Origin of the sequence: Leisingera sp. ANG-DT (genome assembly GCF_000813785.1) — a bacterium.
Taxonomy (GTDB): Bacteria; Pseudomonadota; Alphaproteobacteria; order Rhodobacterales; family Rhodobacteraceae; genus Leisingera.
Window position 1 is genome coordinate 242,380 of sequence record NZ_JWLE01000001.1, and the last position, 19,141, is coordinate 261,520.

Annotated in this window: 22 protein-coding genes; 15 read left to right on the forward strand and 7 right to left on the reverse strand. The window is 62.3% G+C overall.

The features are described from left to right. Nucleotides 1-10: 10 nt before the first annotated feature. Nucleotides 11-430, reverse strand: a complete 420-nt coding sequence (locus RA21_RS01195; protein ID WP_039145620.1) for a cupin domain-containing protein — start codon at nt 428-430, stop codon at nt 11-13. A 57-nt stretch (nt 431-487) separates the two neighbouring features. Between RA21_RS01195 and RA21_RS01200 the strand changes: the two genes are divergently transcribed. Continuing rightward, the gene (locus tag RA21_RS01200; RefSeq protein ID WP_039145622.1) at nt 488-1,906 is read left to right on the forward strand and encodes a protein adenylyltransferase SelO; all 1,419 of its coding nucleotides are present in this window, start codon (nt 488-490) and stop codon (nt 1,904-1,906) included. A 156-nt stretch (nt 1,907-2,062) separates the two neighbouring features. Then, nucleotides 2,063-2,767 carry an endonuclease/exonuclease/phosphatase family protein gene (locus tag RA21_RS01205; RefSeq protein WP_039146448.1) on the forward strand — a complete coding sequence of 235 codons (705 nt, stop codon included), beginning with the start codon at nt 2,063-2,065 and terminating at the stop codon, nt 2,765-2,767. Between the two features lie 234 nt (nt 2,768-3,001). Here RA21_RS01205 and RA21_RS01210 read toward each other — a convergent pair whose 3' ends face one another. Further along, nucleotides 3,002-4,318 (reverse strand): DEAD/DEAH box helicase, encoded by a 1,317-nt coding sequence (locus RA21_RS01210; protein WP_029205083.1) that lies wholly within the window; start codon nt 4,316-4,318, stop codon nt 3,002-3,004. 352 nt (nt 4,319-4,670) lie between these two features. Between RA21_RS01210 and RA21_RS01215 the strand changes: the two genes are divergently transcribed. The 5 genes from RA21_RS01215 (at nt 4,671) to RA21_RS01235 (ending at nt 9,000) form a co-directional block, all read left to right on the forward strand. Next, a complete protein-coding gene (locus RA21_RS01215) occupies nt 4,671-5,084 on the forward strand; it encodes a Fur family transcriptional regulator (protein WP_019298556.1) in 414 nt (137 codons plus the stop codon). Between the two features lie 195 nt (nt 5,085-5,279). After that, nucleotides 5,280-6,173, forward strand: a complete 894-nt coding sequence (locus RA21_RS01220; RefSeq protein WP_019298555.1) for a DMT family transporter — start codon at nt 5,280-5,282, stop codon at nt 6,171-6,173. A gap of 173 nt (nt 6,174-6,346) precedes the next feature. Beyond that, nucleotides 6,347-7,621, forward strand: a complete 1,275-nt coding sequence (gene eno / locus RA21_RS01225; RefSeq protein WP_039145624.1) for a phosphopyruvate hydratase — start codon at nt 6,347-6,349, stop codon at nt 7,619-7,621. 53 nt (nt 7,622-7,674) lie between these two features. Continuing rightward, a complete protein-coding gene (locus RA21_RS01230; protein ID WP_039145625.1) occupies nt 7,675-8,301 on the forward strand; it encodes a DUF2306 domain-containing protein in 627 nt (208 codons plus the stop codon). A 168-nt stretch (nt 8,302-8,469) separates the two neighbouring features. Then, entirely contained in the window at nt 8,470-9,000 is a 531-nt protein-coding gene (locus RA21_RS01235; protein ID WP_039145627.1) for an AAA family ATPase, read from the forward strand. A 341-nt stretch (nt 9,001-9,341) separates the two neighbouring features. Here the strand turns inward: RA21_RS01235 and RA21_RS01240 are convergent, their stop codons facing one another. Further along, nucleotides 9,342-9,617, reverse strand: a complete 276-nt coding sequence (locus tag RA21_RS01240) for a glycine zipper 2TM domain-containing protein (RefSeq protein WP_019298551.1) — start codon at nt 9,615-9,617, stop codon at nt 9,342-9,344. Between the two features lie 286 nt (nt 9,618-9,903). On the opposite strand from RA21_RS01240, the gene RA21_RS01245 reads away from it, so the two are divergent. After that, on the forward strand, nt 9,904-10,365 hold the full coding sequence (locus RA21_RS01245; protein ID WP_019298550.1) for a GNAT family N-acetyltransferase: 462 nt from the start codon (nt 9,904-9,906) through the stop codon (nt 10,363-10,365). 3 nt (nt 10,366-10,368) lie between these two features. Here the strand turns inward: RA21_RS01245 and RA21_RS01250 are convergent, their stop codons facing one another. Together RA21_RS01250 and RA21_RS01255 are read right to left on the reverse strand one after the other, a co-directional pair. Further along, the gene (locus RA21_RS01250) at nt 10,369-10,818 is read right to left on the reverse strand and encodes a GNAT family N-acetyltransferase (protein ID WP_019298549.1); all 450 of its coding nucleotides are present in this window, start codon (nt 10,816-10,818) and stop codon (nt 10,369-10,371) included. Next, entirely contained in the window at nt 10,815-11,756 is a 942-nt protein-coding gene (locus RA21_RS01255) for a nucleoside hydrolase (protein ID WP_039145629.1), read from the reverse strand. The genes RA21_RS01250 and RA21_RS01255 overlap by 4 nt, the downstream gene beginning before the upstream one ends. A 268-nt stretch (nt 11,757-12,024) precedes the next feature. On the opposite strand from RA21_RS01255, the gene RA21_RS01260 reads away from it, so the two are divergent. Next, nucleotides 12,025-12,579 carry a hypothetical protein gene (locus RA21_RS01260; protein ID WP_039145630.1) on the forward strand — a complete coding sequence of 185 codons (555 nt, stop codon included), beginning with the start codon at nt 12,025-12,027 and terminating at the stop codon, nt 12,577-12,579. A gap of 77 nt (nt 12,580-12,656) precedes the next feature. On the opposite strand, the gene mazG is transcribed toward RA21_RS01260, so the two are convergent. After that, entirely contained in the window at nt 12,657-13,472 is an 816-nt protein-coding gene (gene mazG, locus RA21_RS01265) for a nucleoside triphosphate pyrophosphohydrolase (protein WP_039145631.1), read from the reverse strand. Nucleotides 13,473-13,535: 63 nt separating this feature from the next. Between mazG and RA21_RS01270 the strand changes: the two genes are divergently transcribed. From RA21_RS01270 to RA21_RS01290, 5 genes are all read left to right on the forward strand, one after another. Beyond that, on the forward strand, nt 13,536-14,702 hold the full coding sequence (locus RA21_RS01270; protein WP_039145633.1) for a M20 aminoacylase family protein: 1,167 nt from the start codon (nt 13,536-13,538) through the stop codon (nt 14,700-14,702). A gap of 75 nt (nt 14,703-14,777) precedes the next feature. Then, nucleotides 14,778-15,746, forward strand: coding sequence for an agmatinase (gene speB / locus RA21_RS01275; RefSeq protein ID WP_039145635.1), 969 nt, complete (start codon nt 14,778-14,780; stop codon nt 15,744-15,746). Continuing rightward, the gene (gene speB / locus RA21_RS01280; RefSeq protein WP_019298543.1) at nt 15,739-16,686 is read left to right on the forward strand and encodes an agmatinase; all 948 of its coding nucleotides are present in this window, start codon (nt 15,739-15,741) and stop codon (nt 16,684-16,686) included. Before speB (RA21_RS01275) ends, speB (RA21_RS01280) begins: the two co-directional genes overlap by 8 nt. 87 nt (nt 16,687-16,773) lie before the next feature. Beyond that, entirely contained in the window at nt 16,774-17,202 is a 429-nt protein-coding gene (locus RA21_RS01285) for a DUF1499 domain-containing protein (protein ID WP_446720189.1), read from the forward strand. Nucleotides 17,203-17,338: 136 nt separating this feature from the next. Continuing rightward, complete coding sequence (locus RA21_RS01290; RefSeq protein WP_039145639.1) at nt 17,339-17,686, forward strand: DUF7668 domain-containing protein; 348 nt, start codon at nt 17,339-17,341, stop codon at nt 17,684-17,686. Nucleotides 17,687-17,725: 39 nt separating this feature from the next. On the opposite strand, the gene RA21_RS01295 is transcribed toward RA21_RS01290, so the two are convergent. Continuing rightward, on the reverse strand, nt 17,726-18,025 hold the full coding sequence (locus tag RA21_RS01295; RefSeq protein ID WP_039145640.1) for a hypothetical protein: 300 nt from the start codon (nt 18,023-18,025) through the stop codon (nt 17,726-17,728). Nucleotides 18,026-18,085: 60 nt separating this feature from the next. Between RA21_RS01295 and prfA the strand changes: the two genes are divergently transcribed. Continuing rightward, nucleotides 18,086-19,141 carry a peptide chain release factor 1 gene (prfA, locus tag RA21_RS01300; protein ID WP_019298540.1) on the forward strand — a complete coding sequence of 352 codons (1,056 nt, stop codon included), beginning with the start codon at nt 18,086-18,088 and terminating at the stop codon, nt 19,139-19,141.

Here is a 19,141-nt window from a genome sequence, read left to right on the forward strand (position 1 = left end):
AAGGGGCGGATCAGCCGCGCGGGATGTCGAAGCCGGGGGCAGCCAGTTCAAAGCCTTCAAACTGGAATCCCGGAGACACGGTGCAACTGGCCAGCGTGAAGTCCCCGGTGGTGCGGGCGGCTTGCCAGTGGCCCGTGGGCACGATCAGCTGCGGTGCGCCTTTGGTCAGGTCCGGGGTCAGCAGGTGGTCCTGCACCGGGCCTTCATCTGTCGCAGCCATTGACAGCACCAGCGGCGCGCCGGCGTGGTACAGCCAGATTTCGGTGGCGTCGACGCGGTGCCAGTGGCTGCTCTCGCCAGCCTTCAAAAGAAAGTAAATACAGGTGCCTGTGGGGCGGCCTTCATTTTCCGCACGCCAGGTTTCCTTGTACCAGCCGCCCTCCGGATGCTGCTGCAGGCCCAGGTGCTCGATGATCCGGTCTGCGTCCATTGCTGCTCTCCCCGCTTTGGTGCTGGTAAATCTCTATTCCAGTCATATGTTTGGGCCATGACACTCATGATCCCCTTTGACAACACCTATGCTGCCCTGCCGGGGCAGTTCTACTCCAAACTGCCGCCGCAGGCAGTGAAGGCGCCCAGGCTGGTTGCGTTTAACGAGGATCTGGCGCGGATCATGGCGATCACGCCCGGTGAGGCGGTGGAGATGGCAGAGGTGTTCAGCGGCAATCAGGTGCCGGAGGGGGCCGATCCGCTGGCGCAGCTATATTCCGGACATCAGTTCGGCACCTACAATCCGCAGCTGGGCGACGGGCGCGCGATCCTGCTGGGGGAGACGGTAGGGACGGACGGCCAGCGCCGGGACATTCAGCTGAAGGGGGCGGGGCGAACGCCGTACTCCCGCAACGGGGACGGGCGCGCTTGGCTGGGGCCGGTGCTGCGCGAATATGTGGTGAGCGAGGCGATGCATGCGCTTGGCATCCCGACCACGCGGGCGCTGGCGGCCGTGGAGACCGGCGAGACCGTATGGCGCGAGGGCGGCCTGCCCGGCGCGGTGCTGACCCGGGTGGCGGCAAGCCATCTGCGGGTGGGAACGTTTCAGGTATTTGCGGCACGCGGCGACAAGGCGAGCCTCAGGCAGCTGACAGACTATGCCATTGCCCGCCACTACCCGGAGGCTGATGGCCCGATGGGGCTGCTCAGCGCGGTGCGTGATGCGCAGGCCGAGCTGATTTCTGCATGGATGTCCGTGGGCTTTATCCACGGGGTGATGAACACCGATAATTTCTCGATCTCCGGCGAGACCATCGACTACGGGCCTTGCGCCTTCATGGATGTGTACCACCCGCATACGGTGTTTTCTTCGATCGACCGGGGGCGGCGCTATGCCTATGCCAACCAGCCCACGATTGCGGTCTGGAATCTGGCGCAGCTGGCAACCGCGCTGATCCAGCAGATGGACGACCCGCAGGCAGGTGTCGAGCAAGCAACGGAGATCGTGCATGCGATGCCCGCACTGACAGAGGCGGCCTGGCTGCGGCGGTTCCGGGCCAAGCTGGGGATCACCACGGAGCGGGACGCGGACCTGGAACTGGTCACCTCTCTGCTGGGTCGGATGGCGGAGAACCAGAGTGATTTCACCAATACCTTCCGCGCTCTGGCGGATGGCACGGCGCGGGATCAGTTCACCGATCCGGCAGCTTTTGATGCCTGGGCGGAGGACTGGCAGGCGCGGCTGGAAGACGAACCGGACCCGCAGGCGGTCATGCGTGCGGCGAACCCTGCCTTCATTCCACGCAACCATAGGATCGAGGAGATGATTGCCGGTGCGGTGGCAGGCGACTATGCGCTGTTCCACCGGCTGAACACAGTGCTGGCCAACCCTTACGAGGACCAGCCGGAGCATAGTGATCTGCAGCGTCCGCCGCTGCCCGAAGAAGTGGTGCAGGCAACCTTCTGCGGCACCTGATCTGCTCCTTTCTGATTGAAAATACCCGCGGGGGTGAAGTGAGCTGCAGGCTCAAGAGGGGGAGGCAGCCCCCCTTTTTAACCTTCTGCGGCGTGATGCCGGTTGTGCTTGGATGGCGTCCTGCCCCACACTCCGATTGAGACCCGGGACAAGCAGATGCCACAAAGACCCCCGCCGGACACGCTGCGGATTGCCACCTACAACATCCAGAAATGCGTCGGCCTGGACCTGCGCCGGCGGCCGGAGCGTATTCTGCAGGTGCTGGCCGGGTTGAAGGCGGATGTGGCGGTGCTGCAGGAGGCGGATAAGCGATTGCCGCCGCGCCCGGCGGCGCTGCCGCATTTCCTGGTCGAGGAGACCGGCTGGCGGGCCGCGGATCTCGGCGGTGCGGGGTCCTTGGGCTGGCATGGCAATGCGGTGCTGTACCGGAATGGGGTGCAGCTGCGGGCAAAGGGGCATATCGCGCTGCCCGGGCTGGAGCCGCGCGGGGCGGTCTGGGCGGAGCTGGAAACCGCGCTGGGCCCGGTGCGGGTGATCGGCGCGCATCTGGGGCTGACAGGCAGGGCCCGGCGCGAGCAGATGCATGCGCTGGCGCGGGCCGCGAAACGCGATGACGCCGCGGTGGTGCTGGCAGGGGATTTCAACGAATGGTCGCGCGGGGCGGTGCTGGAGCATATTGCCCCGGCGCTGAATTTTCTGCCGCCGAAACCGAGTTTTCCAGCGCTCAGGCCGCTGGGCGCGCTGGATAGGATCGCCCATTGCAAGCGGCTGACGGCGGTGGCGCATGGGGTGCATGGCAAAAGGCCCGCGCACATCGCCTCTGACCATCTGCCGGTCTGGGCGGATCTGCGGGCGGTCTAGCGAAGCGAGGGAGCTCCCGCGCCTTTCCAGGGAAATTGCCTGGGCAATTTACCGTCAGGCTTGGGCCGGGCGCTGCTGCGCAGCGCGGAGTATTTTCTGCTGAGAGGCGCTTAAGGGCAGGTGTGCCCTTAAGCGCCATTTCAAGTGTGTGTTCCGCCAGCGCCGCGTCAAGGGCAAGCCGCGCGTGCCGCGCGGTCCCTGCGGGACCCTTGACCCGGCGCTGGCGGGGAAGGCTTAGCGCGCGCGCTGTTTCTGGCCGCGGCGCTGGGCGTTGCCGGGCTTGCTGCCCTGGGGTTTGCCCTGGCTGTTGCCGCCGCCGCTGCCGCCACGGCGGCGCTGGCCGCCGGGTTTGCCGCCGCCGCGGCGCCCGTTGGGACGGCCGCCGGGCTTGCCCGCGGGGGCTGCCGGATCGGGCATCGCTTCCCAGGCGCGGCCGGAGGCGGTGGGGATGGTGATTTTCATCACTTTCTGGATCGCCTTCAGCTCTTCCATCTCATCCGGGGCGCACAGCGCAATTGCCTGGCCGTCCTTGCCCGCACGCGCGGTGCGGCCGATGCGGTGCACATAAGCGTCGGGCACGTTGGGCAGTTCATAGTTGTAGACGTATTTCACATCCGGAATGTCGAGGCCGCGGGCCGCCACATCGGTAGCAACCAGCACCTTGATCTCGCCCGCCTTGAAGGCCGCCAGGGCGCGTTCGCGCTGGCCTTGGGATTTGTTGCCATGGATGGACGCCGCGGCAAAACCTGCCTTGTCCAGCGTCTTCATCAGCTTCTCCATGCCCCATTTGGTGCGGCCGAAGACCAGGGTGCGCTCATCCTTGTGTTCGTTCAGCAGTTCCTTCAGCAGGTCAAGCTTGGCGGCCTTGGCGATGAAATGCACCGACTGGGTGATCTTGTCGGCGGCCTTGCCCGGAGGTGAAACCTCGATCCGGACGGGGCTTTGCAGGTAGGAGTTGGCGATCTCGTTCATCTGCTTGGGCATGGTGGCCGAGAACAGCATGGTCTGGCGTTCCGCGGGGATCAGAGCAGCGATCTTGCGCAGGGTGTGGATGAAGCCCAGATCCAGCATCTGGTCGGCTTCGTCGAGCACCAGGAAGTCGCAGGAAGCCAGGTCCAGCGCGCCGCGGTCGAGGATGTCGATCAGGCGGCCCGGAGTGGCAACCAGGATGTCGGTGCCCTTGGCGATGCGGGCGATCTGCGGATTGATGGAGACGCCGCCGACCACCAGGCCGACTTTCATCGGGGTGCCTTCAGTGAGGCCCTTCAGCGTGTCGGCGATCTGGTTGGCCAGTTCGCGGGTCGGTGCCAGAACCAGGCCGCGCACGGTCATCGCGGCGGGCTTGCGGCCGTATTGCATCATTTGCGCGATCAGCGGCACGCCGAAAGCAGCGGTTTTGCCGGTGCCGGTCTGCGCGAGGCCCAGCACGTCCTTGCCATTGAGGGCATGGGGAATGGCGCGCGCCTGGATCGGGGTGGGGTCGTTCAGACCCATGTCCTTGAGGCGCGCGAGGAGCTTTTCAGGCAGCCCCATGGTCGAAAATTCAGTCACGTATCGTCCTTTCACGGCCCTGCAGTCTGCACGGGCCGGAGTCCGCTGCATGGCAGCGGTGTCTTGCGGGGCAGGGACCTCGGGCGCGCGCTGGCCGGATGCCAGGCCGCTGGCCTCTGCAATCCCCACGCGTGATTTTGGGAATGGCGGCATATCACTAGACCCCGGAACTGTGGTTTGTGCGCAGGTTGCGCGTCCGGTCAATGGCCTCTGCTCACGCGGCAGGGAGGGATGCCTGGGTGCCAAATGGCTGTGGATAAGCTGTTTGTCAACCATTGATACGGTTGAAAAGCCTGTTTTCGCCGCAGAACGCATCCGCTAAAGAGGAAGACCAGAAAACCGCGAGGAAGATATGCAAAAGACGATTATCGCCCGATGCGAAGCCAAGGGGCTCCGCATGACCGGCCAGCGCCGGGTGATTGCCCAGGTGCTGCAGGACAGCGATGATCACCCGGATGTCGAGGAGCTGTACGCCCGCGCCAGCGCAAAAGACGCCGGGATTTCGATTGCCACGGTGTACCGCACGGTCAAGCTGTTCGAGGAGGCGGGCATTCTGGAGCGGCTGGAGTTCGGCGACGGGCGCGCGCGCTACGAGGACGCCGAGCGCGAGCATCATGACCATCTGATCGACATGAACACCGGCGAGGTGATCGAGTTCTGCGATCCGGAGATTGAGGAGCTGCAGGAGCGGATCGCCCGCAAGCTGGGCTATGAGCTGCGCGGGCACCGGCTTGAGCTCTACGGAGTGCCGCGCAAGGCGGAGTAGGCTAGCGGGGGTGTTTTCCAGCCCAAAGCCCGGTTGTGCGGGTAGCTGGTGTTCGGCTTATCACAAATATTGATGTGTGTGCTCACGTCTTGTCATGGGCCGGGGTCGGAAACGGAGTTGTCCGGCACCTTGTGCTGATGTCATTTGCCCGGATGGTCCGGCGTGCTGCCGGTCCGCATTACGGGACGCGCGAAAATGAACAACCTGCACGGCATTCTTCTGGTCATCGCCTCTATGGCGTTCTTCACGCTTGAAGACATGTTCATCAAACAGCTGTCAGGCACTTTGCCGGTTGGGCAGATCCTGATCTGCCTTGGCATTGGCAGCGGGCTGGTCTTTGCGGTGATGGCAAAGATGCAGGGCCACAAACTGTTTGCGCCGCGGTCCTGGCGTCTGCGCCCCGTGCTGCGCGCGGGGACAGAGGCGGTGTCGGCGATGGGCTTTGCTTCGGCGTTGGCGCTGGTTGATATCTCGGTTGTGGCCGCCGTTTTCCAGGCGACGCCGCTGGTGATCACAATGGGCGCTGCGCTGTTTCTGGGTGAACAGGTCGGCTGGCGGCGCTGGCTGGCGATCTGCGTTGGCTTTGCCGGGGTGCTGCTGATCATCCGGCCGGGTCTGGACAGTTTTGAGCCTGCGGCGCTCTTGGTGGTGATTGCGGTGCTGGGCGTCGCCACGCGGGATCTGATGACCCGGGTGATGGACAGCGCCGTTCCCTCTACCGTCGTCAGTTTCCAGGCGTTTTTGGCAGTCATTCCTGCGGGCCTGCTGCTGCTGGCCTTCACTCCCGGCGAGGCGCAGGTGATGGAGCAGAATGAATACCTGATGATGGCAGGCGGCGTTCTGTTCGGGGTCTTGGGCTATTACGGCATTGTCACGGCGATGCGGGTGGGGGATGCCTCGGCGGTGACACCGTTCCGCTATACCCGGCTGCTGTTCTCGATCCTGGCGGGCGTTCTGGTTTTTGGCGAGCGGCCCGATGCGCTGACCATGACCGGGGCGGCGCTGATCATCGGGTCGGGTCTTTACACCTTTGTGCGCGAGCAGCGGCTGGCACGGCGGGCCCGCCGTGCGGCGGCGGCTGCGGCCTGACGTCCCGGCTGGCGAATTTCCTCTGCCCTGTTGGCGCAAACAGCGCCTTGTTAGCCCTAACCTGCCGCTTTTATGCGTGTTAGCGATAACGATCCCGGTTTACTTTCCTGCAGCGGCTGGTATGACGCTGGCAGCAAAACGCGCCGCTTTCAGGCCAAACCAAGGATGGACAGATGAGCACCATTATCGACATTCACGCCCGTGAGATCCTCGACAGCCGGGGCAACCCGACGGTTGAGGTCGACGTGATCCTGGAAGACGGCACCATGGGCCGTGCAGCCGTGCCCTCGGGTGCCTCGACCGGTGCCTATGAGGCGGTGGAGAAGCGCGACGGTGACAAGTCCCGTTACATGGGCAAAGGCGTGCTGGAAGCGGTGGCCGCGGTGAACGGCGAGATCGCCGAGGAGCTGGTCGGCTTTGATGCTACCGAGCAAGTTGCGGTCGATCAGGCGATGATCGAACTGGACGGCACCGAGAACAAGGGCCGCCTGGGCGCCAACGCCATTCTGGGCGTGTCGATGGCGGTGGCCAAGGCCGCGGCCGATTTCACCACCCAGCCGCTCTACCGCTATATCGGCGGCACCTCGGCCCGGGTTCTGCCGGTGCCGATGATGAACATCATCAACGGCGGCGAGCATGCCGACAACCCGATCGATATTCAGGAATTCATGATCATGCCGGTGGCCGCGGAAAACATCCGCGACGCGGTGCGCATGGGCTCTGAAGTGTTCCACACCCTGAAGAAAGAGCTGTCGGCGGCGGGGCTGTCGACCGGGATCGGCGACGAGGGCGGCTTTGCCCCCAACATCGGCTCCTCCCGCGAGGCGCTGGATTTCATCCTGAAGTCGATCGAAAAGGCTGGCTACAAGCCCGGTGAAGAGATCTACCTGGCGCTCGATTGCGCCGCGACCGAATACTACAAGGACGGCAAATACGTGCTGGCGGGCGAGGGCAAGTCGCTGTCCAGCGAAGAAAACGCCGACTATCTGGCCGCACTTGTCAATGACTACCCGATTATCTCCATCGAAGACGGCATGTCCGAGGATGACTGGGACGGCTGGAAGCTGCTGACCGACAAGATCGGCAGCTCTGTGCAGCTGGTGGGGGACGATCTGTTTGTGACCAACCCGGCGCGCCTGGCCGAGGGCATCGAGCGCGGTGTCGCCAACTCGATGCTGGTGAAGGTGAACCAGATCGGCTCCCTGACCGAGACCCTGAAGGCGGTCGATATGGCGCATCGTGCCCGTTACACCAACGTGATGTCGCACCGCTCTGGCGAGACCGAGGACGCCACCATTGCCGATCTGGCTGTGGCCACCAACTGCGGCCAGATCAAAACCGGTTCGCTGGCGCGCTCTGACCGGCTTGCCAAGTACAACCAGCTGATCCGCATCGAGGAAGCGCTGGGTGAAGTGGCTGAATACGCAGGCCGCTCGATCCTGAAGTAAGATTGCGAAGCCCCGCCTCTCCGGCGGGGCTTCTCATTTTGAACCACACATAGATGTTCCGATTTGATACCGTATTTCTCTATCTGTTGAGCTGGCCGGTTCTGCGGGACAGTTTTGACCGTTTGCTTTTCCTGTTTCAGCCTCATGACGGGTTGCCTCTTGTGGACCAGCGCTATGCTGATCACCCACTGGCGTCAGCTGTCCACCTAATTCCTGGTATCGTGTTCTTTCTGATTGGCCCCCTTCAGTTTTCCCCCGTGGTCCGAAGGCGTTTTCCCAAGGCTCACCGGGCGCTGGGCCAAGTGTTCATTCTAAGCGGGGTGATTTCAAGCCTTGGCGTAATGCATATGGTGATGGTCTTCCCGGCGCTTGGCGGGGTTCTGACACAGGCAGTTACTTTCGCAATTTGCATCAGCTTGATGGCGGCTATGGCTTTCGCATACCGTTTTGCTCGCCTGCGGAAATTCGGAATGCACATGCGTTTGATGCGGCTGGCTTTTGCCCTTGGACTGACGGTCTCCACTGCGCGGGTTTACATTGAACTGGCCAATCAGTTGCTTTCTGTCCCCTTTGAACAGAGTTTTACCGCAGCATCGGCGGTGGGTTTGGTGACAAATCTGGCTGTTCTTCTTGTCCTGGAGGCGCGTGCGGGCGTTTTCCATAAGGCGTTGAGGTTTTGATGATTTGCCTCTGACCCATACTCAGTCTCTCCTTAAGTAAGAGGTAGTTTGCTGGCTATTCGGCTGGGCGAGGCGGCAAGTTTCCGCGAGTTTTCGTTTCTCTGAGAAACCCTATGCGGGTATTGCCGAATGATGGTAAATCTGTGCAGGCAAAACTGAGCTGAAAAGATGAAAGCGGCAATTATCCTGACAGGTTTGCCCGGCAGCGGGAAATCCGCACTTGGGCATGTCTTGGCGCGGCAACTGAGCTGGCCCTGTCTGGACAGGGATGACTTCCTGGAAGCCTTGTCTGTGCGCGCGGCTGATGCCACGCCGGAGCAGCGCAGGCGGCTGGAGCAGGAATGCGACCGCCTGTTTCAAACCGCCGCTGAAGCGCTCAGCCACTGTGTTCTGGTGGCTCAGTGGCAGCCGCGCGTAGGGGCGGCTGGTTTCGGAACACCAGCTGGCTGGTTGCAGCAGTATGAGACCTTGGTGGAGGTGCATTGCGCCTGCAGTGCCGAAGTTGCTGCGGAAAGGTTCGGCTCAGCCAAAAGGCGTCTTGAAGACCTGAGCAGCCGGGGTGATGTTCTGAAGTGGCTTCAAGTACTCGAAGCCGGCTACCCTCTGCAGGCGGGGCGGCTGATTTCTCTGCCGTGCGGCCTGGAATTCGACGCTGAGCAGCTGGGCCGTGCCTTGGCCGCAGAGCTGGCAGAGACGTAAGAAATCCCCATTTCGGCATATGTGGCCCGGATCACAGACGCTCACGCTGGCGTCATGTAGCCTGTTCTTACGCGGCGCAATGCAGCCGCGGGAAAGGGGAGCAAGCCATGACGATGCGGGCTTTGCGCACAGTGGCAATCTGTGCAGTTCTTTCGACCCTTCTGGGATGCAGCGGACCGGGAACCTACCCATTCAGCGGCCAGGCCGCGTCACCGGACGATCCGGTCCAGCGGCTGAATCTTGGCGGTGAAATACGCTGATGCCAGGGATGCGGCCTGACCGCAGGCTGCATCGGGAGATCTGGCGCCCTGGCCGGGGGGAGGGCGCCAGATCGTGAATTCTTAGCACGGGGCGGTGTAATAGGTGCCGTCGCCGCGGGAATATGCGCACTGCCGGGTCTGGTTGTTCTGCGCAACCAGCGTGCCTGCGGCGGCGCCACCAAGCGCTGCGATCAGGCGCCAGTCGTCGTCTGCCTTGAGCGCGTCAGCTGCGATCAGGCCGGCTGCGGCACCGCCTGCCACACCGGCAACGGTGCGCTGTTCCGGGGTCAGATTGGTACAGGCCCCGAGGCCCAGTACAGCGGAACTTGCAAGTGCAGGGATCCAGCGGAAAGTCATTTGATATCTCCATTTTCAGGTCCAGGGTGGCCATGTTTCAGGCCGCAGACGGGACTATAACGCCGGCCTCAGGAGGATGGTTCCGCATAAATGCGCGCTTTGGGGTCAGCAGCGCAAAACTGCCGGAGGGGGGCGCACAGCGGCGGGCTTTTGCCGGGGAGGGGTGGAAAGCCCGCCGTGACGTGCCGGGATTTTCAGTGAAACAGCCGCTTGGCCTTTGTAATAGACACGGGTGGCCAGCTGGGGTTAATTTGATCATATTATTGGCATGTATTGGGGGAATCCTTTGAACGGCACCAGCATTGAAGTTCGCCAGCTTGTTCCAGGCGAGGCCGCTGTTGCATCGCGATTCATTGCTGCATTGCTGGAGGAGCTTAGCGGTGGCGAGGCCGTGCAGTCTGACCAGTTGCTGCCTGTTGCGGAAGAAGTGCTGCGAACCGGCTCTGTTGCCGGTTTTGTTGCGGCCACCGCTGGGCGGCAGGTTGGGCTGCTCATGCTCAATGAATGCGCAGCAGTCTATGCGGGCGGGCGGTTTGGCGAGATCACCGAGCTTTATGTGGAACCGGACTGGCGTTCAAAGGGCGTGGCCGCGGCACTGGTTGCCGCGGCATCCGAGCATGGGCGCCAGCACGGCTGGAAGCGATTGGAAGTCGGGGCTCCTGATCAGCCGGCCTGGGCGCGGACCTTGGCATTTTACAAACGGAGCGGGTTTCAGGAGGTCGGCCCGCGGTTGCGCTGCCTGCTGTAAACGCTAGAGGCTCTTGCTCATCAGGATGTAGTTCTTGCGCGGCTGAAACCGGGTGCGCAGATAAAGCCGCTGCGCGGTCTCGTTTTCCCGGTCGACCTCCAGATGCAGGGCGCGCATGCCCGCCGTAGCCAGCGATTTTGGCAGCTCGGTCAGCACTTCAGTGGCGATGCCGCGGCCGCGCACGGCGGGGCGGATATAGAGCTCATCCACGAAACCGTCCATGCCGCCGAACTCCACGGACCAGCCGAAAGTGATGACGATGTAACCTATCGGCGCGCGGGTGGGGCCGATCAGGTAGACGGCGCCATAAGGGTGGCCGTTCAATAGCGGCTCGATTCCGGCGCGGCGGTGCTCGTCGCTGCTTTCCAGCCCGGATTCGGCATGGAAGGCGGCAACCAGTGCCAGCACGGTTTCCAGATGTTCCGGTTTGGCGAGATGCAGTGCGGCGCTCATAGGCGGGCGAGCCTTTCGGTCAGAAGGGTGAAGAAGCCGTCCGCGTCAGCATCACCGATGAAAAGGGCATTGGGCTTGCGGTTTGCAACGCCCCACCAGTCGGCGACGGTCATACCGAGGGTGAGGTCCGAACTGGTTTCGATCTCGACGTTCACATGACGGCCGGAAAACAGCTCTGGCTGCAGCAGCCAGGCGATGACGCAGGGGTCGTGCAGCGGGCCGCCTTCTGAGCCGTATTTCTCCACATCGAAGCGCTCGAAGAAATCCAGCATCTCCGCAGTGAAATGGCCAACCCGGGTATCAAGCGCGCGGATCGCCTCGACGCGCGGCTTGGTGGCCAGCACCTTATGCGTGACATCCAGCGGCATCACCGTGAGCGGCGCGCCGGATCTGAACACGATTTCAGCAGCTTCCGGGTCGACGTAGATGTTGAATTCCGCGGCTGGAGTGATGTTTCCGACCTCGAAATAGGCGCCGCCCATCATCACGATCTCCTGCACCCGGTCGATGATGTCCGGGGCGGTGTTGAAGGCGGCGGCAACATTGGTCAGCGGCCCAAGAGTGCAGAGCGTGACAGTGCCGGGTTCGTGTCGGCGCAGAGTTTCGATGATGAAATCGACGCCGTTCCCCTCGGCCAGCGGCATCTGCGGCTCCCATAGGTTAGGGCCGTCCAGGCCGGTCTGGCCGTGCACGTGTTCGGCAGTGATCAGCGGGCGGGCGAGCGGCGCCTTGCTGCCTGCATAGATAGGCACATCGGTACGGCCCGCGGCCTCGCAGACGATACGGGCGTTCTTACTGGTGAGCTCCAACCGCACATTGCCGGCCACGCAGGTGATGCCGAGCAGGTCGAGCTCTTCCGGGCTCGCCAGTGCCAGCAGGATGGCGACGGCATCGTCCTGGCCGGGATCGGTGTCGATGATGATTTTTCTGGCGCTCATGGCGGTCTCCGCGGGATCGTGAACCGGGAGACTACGCGCTGTTTCACCGGGATTGAACCGCTGCCGTGCAGGTATGCGCAAATTTCGCGGGATTTTCTGCGACGGAAGTTTGCTGCGCCCGCGTTTGCTTTCTATAGTTGCCTGACGCGGCGTCACGGACGGGATGGTTCGCAGGCGCAGGCAGTGATTTCTCAGCCCGCATTGTGGGCTTTATTGGTACGGCATTGGTTGGCCGGAAACACATTGATTTGCATGGGGAAAACAAGACATGCCCAAAGAGCCCAAGGTTGTTGGCGATATCCTGAAAGACAAGAAGATGACCGCCGCTTACATGGATTACTGCAAGCGGCGCTATTGCCTGAACGAGTTCATGTTCACCCAGAACAAGGGCAACGCGGAATCGCTGTGGACCCGCTACATGGACCAGAAGAAGGGCAAGGAACCGGTCAACATCACCTCCAAGACGCATCTGGCAGCCAAGGCGCTGGCCGACAAAGGCGACTTCAAGCACGCCGACTGGAAGAAGATCATCGCGACCGGCAAGGAAGAGGTCGTGAAGATGCTGAACAAGGATGTGATGGGGTTCACCGGCGGCGATGAATACAAAAAATACGTGGCTGAAAACGCTATGGGCGATCCTAAGAAGGCGGCCAAGCTGCTGGGTATCACTGACGTGAAGAAGCTGAAGGAAGTGATGGTGAACGTCGCCGTCGACGATAAGAAAACCGCCGAGAAGCTGTGGAAAGAGCTGGCGAAGAAGGAAAAGATCCTTGAGGATTACAAGGCGATTTCATCGTCCTTGAAAAAGGCCAACCTGGTCTGAGTCAGCGGACCCAGGGACCCGGCGGCGCTGCCGCCGGGATTTGAGTATTTAGGGAAAGATGAAAGATCTGGGCGCGTTCAGGCGCGCTCGTCGGCCTTTACCGCATCCCAGAGCGCATCCATTTCCTCTAGGTCACTGTCCTCAGGCCGTTTGCCGCGGGCGGCGAGCTTGGCCTCGACGCCCTCGAAACGGCGGGTGAATTTGGCGTTGGCAGCGCGCAGCGCGGCTTCGGGTTCAACGCCAAGGTGGCGGCCCAGGTTGGCCATCACGAACAGCAGATCACCGAATTCTTCTTCCACCTCAGCGTGGGAGAGGCTGTCGCGGGCCTCAACCAGCTCGGCGCATTCCTCGGTGATCTTGGCGATGACATTGTCAGCCGAGGGCCAATCAAAGCCAACCCGGGCGGCGCGTTTCTGCAGCTTGTAGGCGCGCAGCAGGGCGGGCAGGCCGACGGCGACACCATCCAGCGTGCCCTTCTGTTCCTTGCCTGCGCGCTCCGCTGCCTTGATTGCCTCCCAGTCCTGCGTCTGCTGCTCGGCGGATTTCTCGCGGCTTTCATCGCCGAACACATGCGGGTGGCGGGAGACCATTTTGTCCGACATGGTCCGGACCACGTCCTGAAAAGTGAAATGCCCGGCTTCCTCTGCCATCTGAGCGTGGAAGACCGATTGGAACAGCAAGTCGCCCAGTTCCCCCTTCAGTTCGTCCCAGGCCTTGCGTTCGATGGCATCGGCAACTTCATACGCCTCTTCAATGGTATAGGGGGCGATGGTGGCGAAATCCTGTTCGATATCCCAGGGGCAGCCGGTTTGCGGGTCGCGCAGGCGCGCCATGATCTCCAGGAGGCGCTCGATGCCTGCGGTTTGGTCGTGGATCAGGTCTGTTTCTTGCATTGCGGCTGCTCTTTTTCCGGTGTCAGATGCATCATCCCGAGTCTGGAGCAGGAGTCCACCCCGATGCCCGTTGTGAACCGTATTGCCGATTACGCCGAGGAGATGAAGGCCTGGCGGCGGCATCTGCACCAGATCCCGGAATTGGCGCTGGACCTGCCCAAGACCGCCGCCTTTGTGGCGGAGCGGCTGCGGGAGTTCGGTGTGGACGAGCTGCACGAGGGCATCGCACAGACCGGCATGGTGGCGATCATCAACGGGCAAGGTGAGGGGCCGACGATTGGCTTGCGCGCCGATATGGATGCGCTGCCCATCCCGGAGGAAACCGGGGCGGAGTATGCCTCTGGCCATGCGGGCAACATGCATGCCTGCGGCCATGACGGCCATACAACGATGCTGCTGGGCGCGGCGAAATACCTGGCGGAGACGCGCAATTTCAAAGGCCGGGTTGCGCTGATCTTCCAGCCCGCGGAGGAAGCGATCGGCGGCGCACGCATCATGGTCGAGGAAGGCATCATGGATCGGTTCGGTATCGGCGAGGTCTATGCGCTGCACAATGCGCCGGGCCTGCCGGAGGGGCATTTCCTGACCACCCCGGGCGCGCTGATGGCGGCAGTTGATACCTTCCACATCCATATCCAGGGCAAAGGCGGCCACGGGGCGATGCCGCATGAGACCCGCGATCCGGTGATGGCGGCCTGTGGCATCGCGCAGGCGATCCAGACCATCGTCAGCCGCAATCACCACACTCTGGAGGATCTGGTGGTCTCTGTCACCCAGATCCACACCGGCACCGTCGACAATGTGATCCCGGACACCGCCTATATCAACGGCACCGTGCGCACGTTTAACCCGGACGTGCAGAAAATGGTGATGCGGCGGATGAAGGAAATTGTTGCCGGGCAGGCGGCGAGTTACGGCGTCGAGGCAGAGCTTGACTACGAGATAGGCTATCCGGCCACGTTCAACGACGCCGAAAAGACCGGTTTTGCGGTGGAAGTCGCGAAGGAAATTTCCGGCGACGCCAATGTGGAGGCTGACGGCGGACGCGAGATGGGAGCGGAGGACTTCGCCTATATGCTGCAGGCGCGGCCCGGCTCCTACCTCTTCCTGGGGCAGGGCGACAGTGCCGGGCTTCACCATCCGAAGTATGATTTCAATGACGCGATTGCACCGGTGGGGGCGTCCTTCTTTGCCCGGCTGGTGGAACGCGCGCAGCCTCTGAACGGCTAGAGGCGCTGAGTAATGACAATGGCCCGCTGGGCCTGTATTTGATCAAAAGGTCAGCATAAACAGGAAGAATCCGCCATGGCACTGGAAGATGCAAAACGCATTGTCGATCACGCCTTCACCCGCGAGGATTTGAAGGGGCTGAGTCCGGAGATCACCTTTGGCGGGGCGACATCCTTTCTGCGCCGGAAGTACACCAAGGACCTGACGGGGGTGGACATCGCGGTGACTGGCGTGCCGTTTGACCAGGCCGTCACCAACCGTTCCGGCACCCGGCTGGGACCGCGGGCAATCCGGGAGGCATCGTCCATGCAGGCGCCGGATGAGCCCTACGGCTGGCCTTACAAACCGCTGAGCACCCTGGCGATTGCCGATTACGGCGACCTGGCCTTTGATCATGCCAACGTGCCTGAGTTTCCCGCAGCGCTGACGGAGCATATCCGCGGCATTCTGGCGGCAGATGCGGCCTCCGTCGTGCTGGGCGGGGATCACTACATCAGTTTTCCGATCCTGAAAGCCTATGCGGAGAAATACAGCCCGATTTCGCTGCTGCAGTTCGATGCCCATACGGACACTTGGGCGGATGACAACATGGACCGGGTCGATCATGGCACCATGTTCTACAAGGCCGTGAAGACAGGGATCGTGGATCCGGCCACGTCCGTGCAGGTGGGGATCCGTACCACCAATGACGACACGCTGGGGGTCAATATCATAGACGCGCCCACGGTGCATGAGATCGGGCCGGTGGAAACCGCGCGGCGGATCAAGGACATCTTGGGGGACCGGCCGGTTTATCTGACCTTTGATATCGACTGTCTTGACCCGGCCTTTGCGCCCGGCACCGGCACGCCGGTCTGGGGCGGGCTGAGCTCGGCACAGGCGTCGCGCATCCTGCGGGAGATTGCCGGCATCAATATCAAGGGCGGTGACGTGGTGGAGGTCTCTCCGCCCTTTGACACAACCGGCGCAACTGCTATTGCCGGGGCACACGCAGCGACGGAAATTATCTGCCTTCTTGGCTGGAACATGAGAGACAATGACTGACTTCAATCAGCCGATCAGCGGCAATGACCTGGCGCGGTTTTCCGGGCCGAACACCTTTATGCGGCTGCCGCAGGCGACCTCGCTGGACGGTTTGGATGTAGCAGTGCTGGGGGTTCCGATGGATATCGGCACCTCCTGGCGGTCGGGCACCCGGTTCGGACCAAAGCAGATCCGCGCGGAAAGCGCGATGCTGCGGCCCTACAACATGGCGACGGGCGCGGCGCCCTTTGACAGCCTGAACATCGCCGATATCGGCGATCTGGCGATCAATACGTTTTCGCTGCCGGAATCGCTGCGCATTATTGAAGACAGCTATGACGCGATCCTGACGGGCGGGGTGGTTCCGGTGGCAATGGGCGGTGACCATTCGATTACCTTGCCGATTCTGCGCGCGATTGCCAAGAAATACGGCCCTGTCGCACTGGTGCATGTGGATGCCCATGCGGATGTGAACGACGAGATGTTCGGGGAGCGGGAGACCCATGGCACTGTGTTCCGCCGCGCCTATGAGGAAGGGCTGATCGTCCCGGACAAGACCTATCAGATTGGCATCCGCGGCACCGGTTATGCCGCCACCGATTTTTCCGAGGCGCAGGGCTGGGGGTTCCAGCACTTCCCGGCGCAGGAGCTGTGGAACCGCTCGCTGCACCAGATGGGTGCGGAAATTCGCCGCGATATCGGCAATAGGCCGGTTTATGTCACCTATGATATCGATAGTCTTGACCCGGCCTATGCGCCGGGCACCGGCACGCCGGAAATCGGCGGGCTGACCACGCCGCAGGCGCTGGAACTGATCCGGTCCCTGAAGGGGGTCAACATCGTGGGCTGCGACCTTGTAGAGGTGTCGCCGCCTTATGACCCGTCGGGCAACACTGCCCTGGTGGGCGCCAACCTGCTCTATGAGCTGTTGTGCGTGCTGCCGGGCGTGGCAACGAGATAAGCGGTCCGGCCTCACACAGAAGGCCGGGGGAGGACCGCGTGTGAGGAGGAGGCAAGGGGTGACCTTGAAACCGCGTTGAGGCGGCTGATGCTGCTGGGCTGGCTGCTGCTGGCCGCGATAGTTGCCGGACTGGGGTTCGTCCGGCTGGCGCCAAGCGATCCGCTGGACTGGAACACCCAGCCGGAGCTGAGCGAGGATAAGGAATTCCGCGGCGGCGTGTTCCGGGTGATCCGGACCGGGCCGGACGGGCTGGAGCGGTTCCACCGTATTGCCAGCCACTCGCCGCGCACGAGCGTGCTGGCGGGCGGCCCGGACGACGGCATGGTGACCTATATTACCCGCACCCAGGTGCTGGGCTTTCCCGATTACACCACCGCGGCGCAGGACGGCGATCTGCTGAAAGTCTATGCCCGGCTGAGGTTCGGCCGGTCTGACCTTGGCGCCAACAAGGAGCGGATCAACGGTTGGCTGGCGGCGATGGAAGCGGCGGCGCAGGCTGTTTCGGCTGGCGAGTGAGCAAGGGCTCCCGCCTGCTCGCGGGCTTTTGGAAAAAGCCCCTCGCAGTTGGGCGTGGCGCCGCGCTGCCGCGCGGCGCAGGCTCATCGGCCTTTGGCGGCAGAGCCTAGGTGTACAGGCGATGAGGGTTTTCAGAATGAGTGAAAACAAAAAAATATCGGTGACGACGCGTCTTGTCGTTCAGATGCTGGTGGAAGGAGATTTCGATTCAATCGAAAAATTGAGTGGTGGTAACCGGTTGAGCGCAGCTGACATTTCCAGCGCGGTTGAGGAGTATGGCCGCACGCTCATTTCTCCTCCAGAAGAAAGCTACTCAAACATTGATGCTGTTCAGATTGAAGATGAGCTACCTTCAATGTGGTCAGTGAGATTTCATCTTTGGACTGAGGAAGAAGGGCAATCGGACTTGTCTATCGTGCTGACACTTTCTGATATTGGGCGCGACCTAATGCGAGTGGATTTTGATGGTATTTTGGTGCTATGAGTTCACACTTATTCGCATCAACACATCTGGTTCTGCAATTCAGAGTCGAGGTGGCTCTGGCGGGACGCTCGACATGCCGGGCTCATCCCCCAGCGACGCCGACAGGCAGCTGCTTTGCACCTCGCGCCACATCGGCACGTTCAGAGACATCTGGCATTGCGCCATGAACATGCGGCCGTCCACTTGCAGGCAGCGCAGCTCTCCCAGCTCCACGCGGGAGCCGGATTTGTCAGTGCAGTAGCAGTCGATGGTCTTGCCGCCCGGACCCTTCACATCCGCCAGCCCCAGGCCGGGCAGGGTGAGAAGGATTGTGGCAATAAGGGCTCTGGCATGTCGCATGGCTCTAGCATATCACATGGGGGTCACTTGGCCAAAACATGAACAACAATAGGCGCGCCCATGGTTCCCGAAGAACGGCTGGAACAGATCCTGCAGCGGTTTCAGTATCTTGAAGCCGCGATGGCGGATGGCGCCGGGGGCGGGGATATTGCCGCGCTGGCTAAGGAATACTCCGACCTGCGCCCGGTGGTGGAACAGGTGACGGCCTACCGTAAGCTGCTGAGCGATCTGGAAGAGGCGGAAGCGATGCTGGCGGACCCGGACATGAAGGACCTGGCCGCCGAGGAGATCCCGGAGCTGAAGGCCGCGATCCCGGAGGCTGAGCACGCGCTGCAGCTTGCCTTGCTGCCCAAAGATGCCGCCGATAGCCGTCCGGCGATGCTGGAAATCCGCCCAGGGACCGGCGGTGACGAGGCGGCGCTGTTTGCCGGCGATCTGTTGCGGATGTACCAGCGTTATGCCGAGGGGCAGGGCTGGAAGTTCGACATCATCGAGGAGCAGGTGACCGAATTGGGCGGCATCAAGGAAGTGGTCGCCCATATCAAGGGTGAAAACGTCTTTGCACGGCTGAAGTATGAATCCGGGGTGCACCGGGTGCAGCGGGTGCCAACGACCGAAAGCGGCGGGCGTATCCATACATCAGCGGCTACCGTGGCGGTGCTGCCGGAGGCGGAGGATGTGGACATTCATATCGACCCCAATGACATCCGCATTGATACCATGCGCGCGTCGGGGGCCGGCGGGCAGCACGTGAATACCACCGACTCTGCCGTGCGGATCACCCACCTGCCGACCGGCCTGATTGTGACCTCTTCGGAGAAGTCACAGCACCGGAACCGCGAGATTGCCATGCAGGTGCTGAAGACGCGGCTCTATGATCTGGAACGCCAGCGGATCGACAGCGAACGCTCAGCCGACCGCGCGAGCCAGGTCGGCTCCGGCGACCGGTCCGAACGCATCCGCACCTATAACTTCCCTCAGGGGCGCATGACCGACCACCGTATCAACCTGACGCTCTACAAGCTGGATCAGGTGATGGGCGGCGATCTGGAGGAGATCATCGACGCGCTCACCGCGGACAATCAGGCGCGGCTTCTGGCCGAGATGGGGCAGTGA

What these genes read in the sequence shown, in the direction of transcription:
- RA21_RS01195 (WP_039145620.1), bottom strand. Translation starts at nt 430, where the DNA reads ATGGACGCAGACCGGATCATCGAGCACCTGGGCCTGCAGCAGCATCCG.
- RA21_RS01200 (WP_039145622.1), top strand. Translation starts at nt 488, where the DNA reads ATGACACTCATGATCCCCTTTGACAACACCTATGCTGCCCTGCCGGGG.
- RA21_RS01205 (WP_039146448.1), top strand. Translation starts at nt 2,063, where the DNA reads ATGCCACAAAGACCCCCGCCGGACACGCTGCGGATTGCCACCTACAAC.
- RA21_RS01215 (WP_019298556.1), top strand. Translation starts at nt 4,671, where the DNA reads ATGCAAAAGACGATTATCGCCCGATGCGAAGCCAAGGGGCTCCGCATG.
- RA21_RS01220 (WP_019298555.1), top strand. Translation starts at nt 5,280, where the DNA reads ATGAACAACCTGCACGGCATTCTTCTGGTCATCGCCTCTATGGCGTTC.
- eno (WP_039145624.1), top strand. Translation starts at nt 6,347, where the DNA reads ATGAGCACCATTATCGACATTCACGCCCGTGAGATCCTCGACAGCCGG.
- RA21_RS01230 (WP_039145625.1), top strand. Translation starts at nt 7,675, where the DNA reads ATGTTCCGATTTGATACCGTATTTCTCTATCTGTTGAGCTGGCCGGTT.
- RA21_RS01235 (WP_039145627.1), top strand. Translation starts at nt 8,470, where the DNA reads ATGAAAGCGGCAATTATCCTGACAGGTTTGCCCGGCAGCGGGAAATCC.
- RA21_RS01240 (WP_019298551.1), bottom strand. Translation starts at nt 9,617, where the DNA reads ATGACTTTCCGCTGGATCCCTGCACTTGCAAGTTCCGCTGTACTGGGC.
- RA21_RS01250 (WP_019298549.1), bottom strand. Translation starts at nt 10,818, where the DNA reads ATGAGCGCCGCACTGCATCTCGCCAAACCGGAACATCTGGAAACCGTG.
- RA21_RS01255 (WP_039145629.1), bottom strand. Translation starts at nt 11,756, where the DNA reads ATGAGCGCCAGAAAAATCATCATCGACACCGATCCCGGCCAGGACGAT.
- RA21_RS01260 (WP_039145630.1), top strand. Translation starts at nt 12,025, where the DNA reads ATGCCCAAAGAGCCCAAGGTTGTTGGCGATATCCTGAAAGACAAGAAG.
- mazG (WP_039145631.1), bottom strand. Translation starts at nt 13,472, where the DNA reads ATGCAAGAAACAGACCTGATCCACGACCAAACCGCAGGCATCGAGCGC.
- RA21_RS01270 (WP_039145633.1), top strand. Translation starts at nt 13,536, where the DNA reads ATGCCCGTTGTGAACCGTATTGCCGATTACGCCGAGGAGATGAAGGCC.
- speB (WP_039145635.1), top strand. Translation starts at nt 14,778, where the DNA reads ATGGCACTGGAAGATGCAAAACGCATTGTCGATCACGCCTTCACCCGC.
- speB (WP_019298543.1), top strand. Translation starts at nt 15,739, where the DNA reads ATGACTGACTTCAATCAGCCGATCAGCGGCAATGACCTGGCGCGGTTT.
- RA21_RS01285 (WP_446720189.1), top strand. Translation starts at nt 16,774, where the DNA reads ATGCTGCTGGGCTGGCTGCTGCTGGCCGCGATAGTTGCCGGACTGGGG.
- RA21_RS01290 (WP_039145639.1), top strand. Translation starts at nt 17,339, where the DNA reads ATGAGTGAAAACAAAAAAATATCGGTGACGACGCGTCTTGTCGTTCAG.
- RA21_RS01295 (WP_039145640.1), bottom strand. Translation starts at nt 18,025, where the DNA reads ATGCGACATGCCAGAGCCCTTATTGCCACAATCCTTCTCACCCTGCCC.
- prfA (WP_019298540.1), top strand. Translation starts at nt 18,086, where the DNA reads ATGGTTCCCGAAGAACGGCTGGAACAGATCCTGCAGCGGTTTCAGTAT.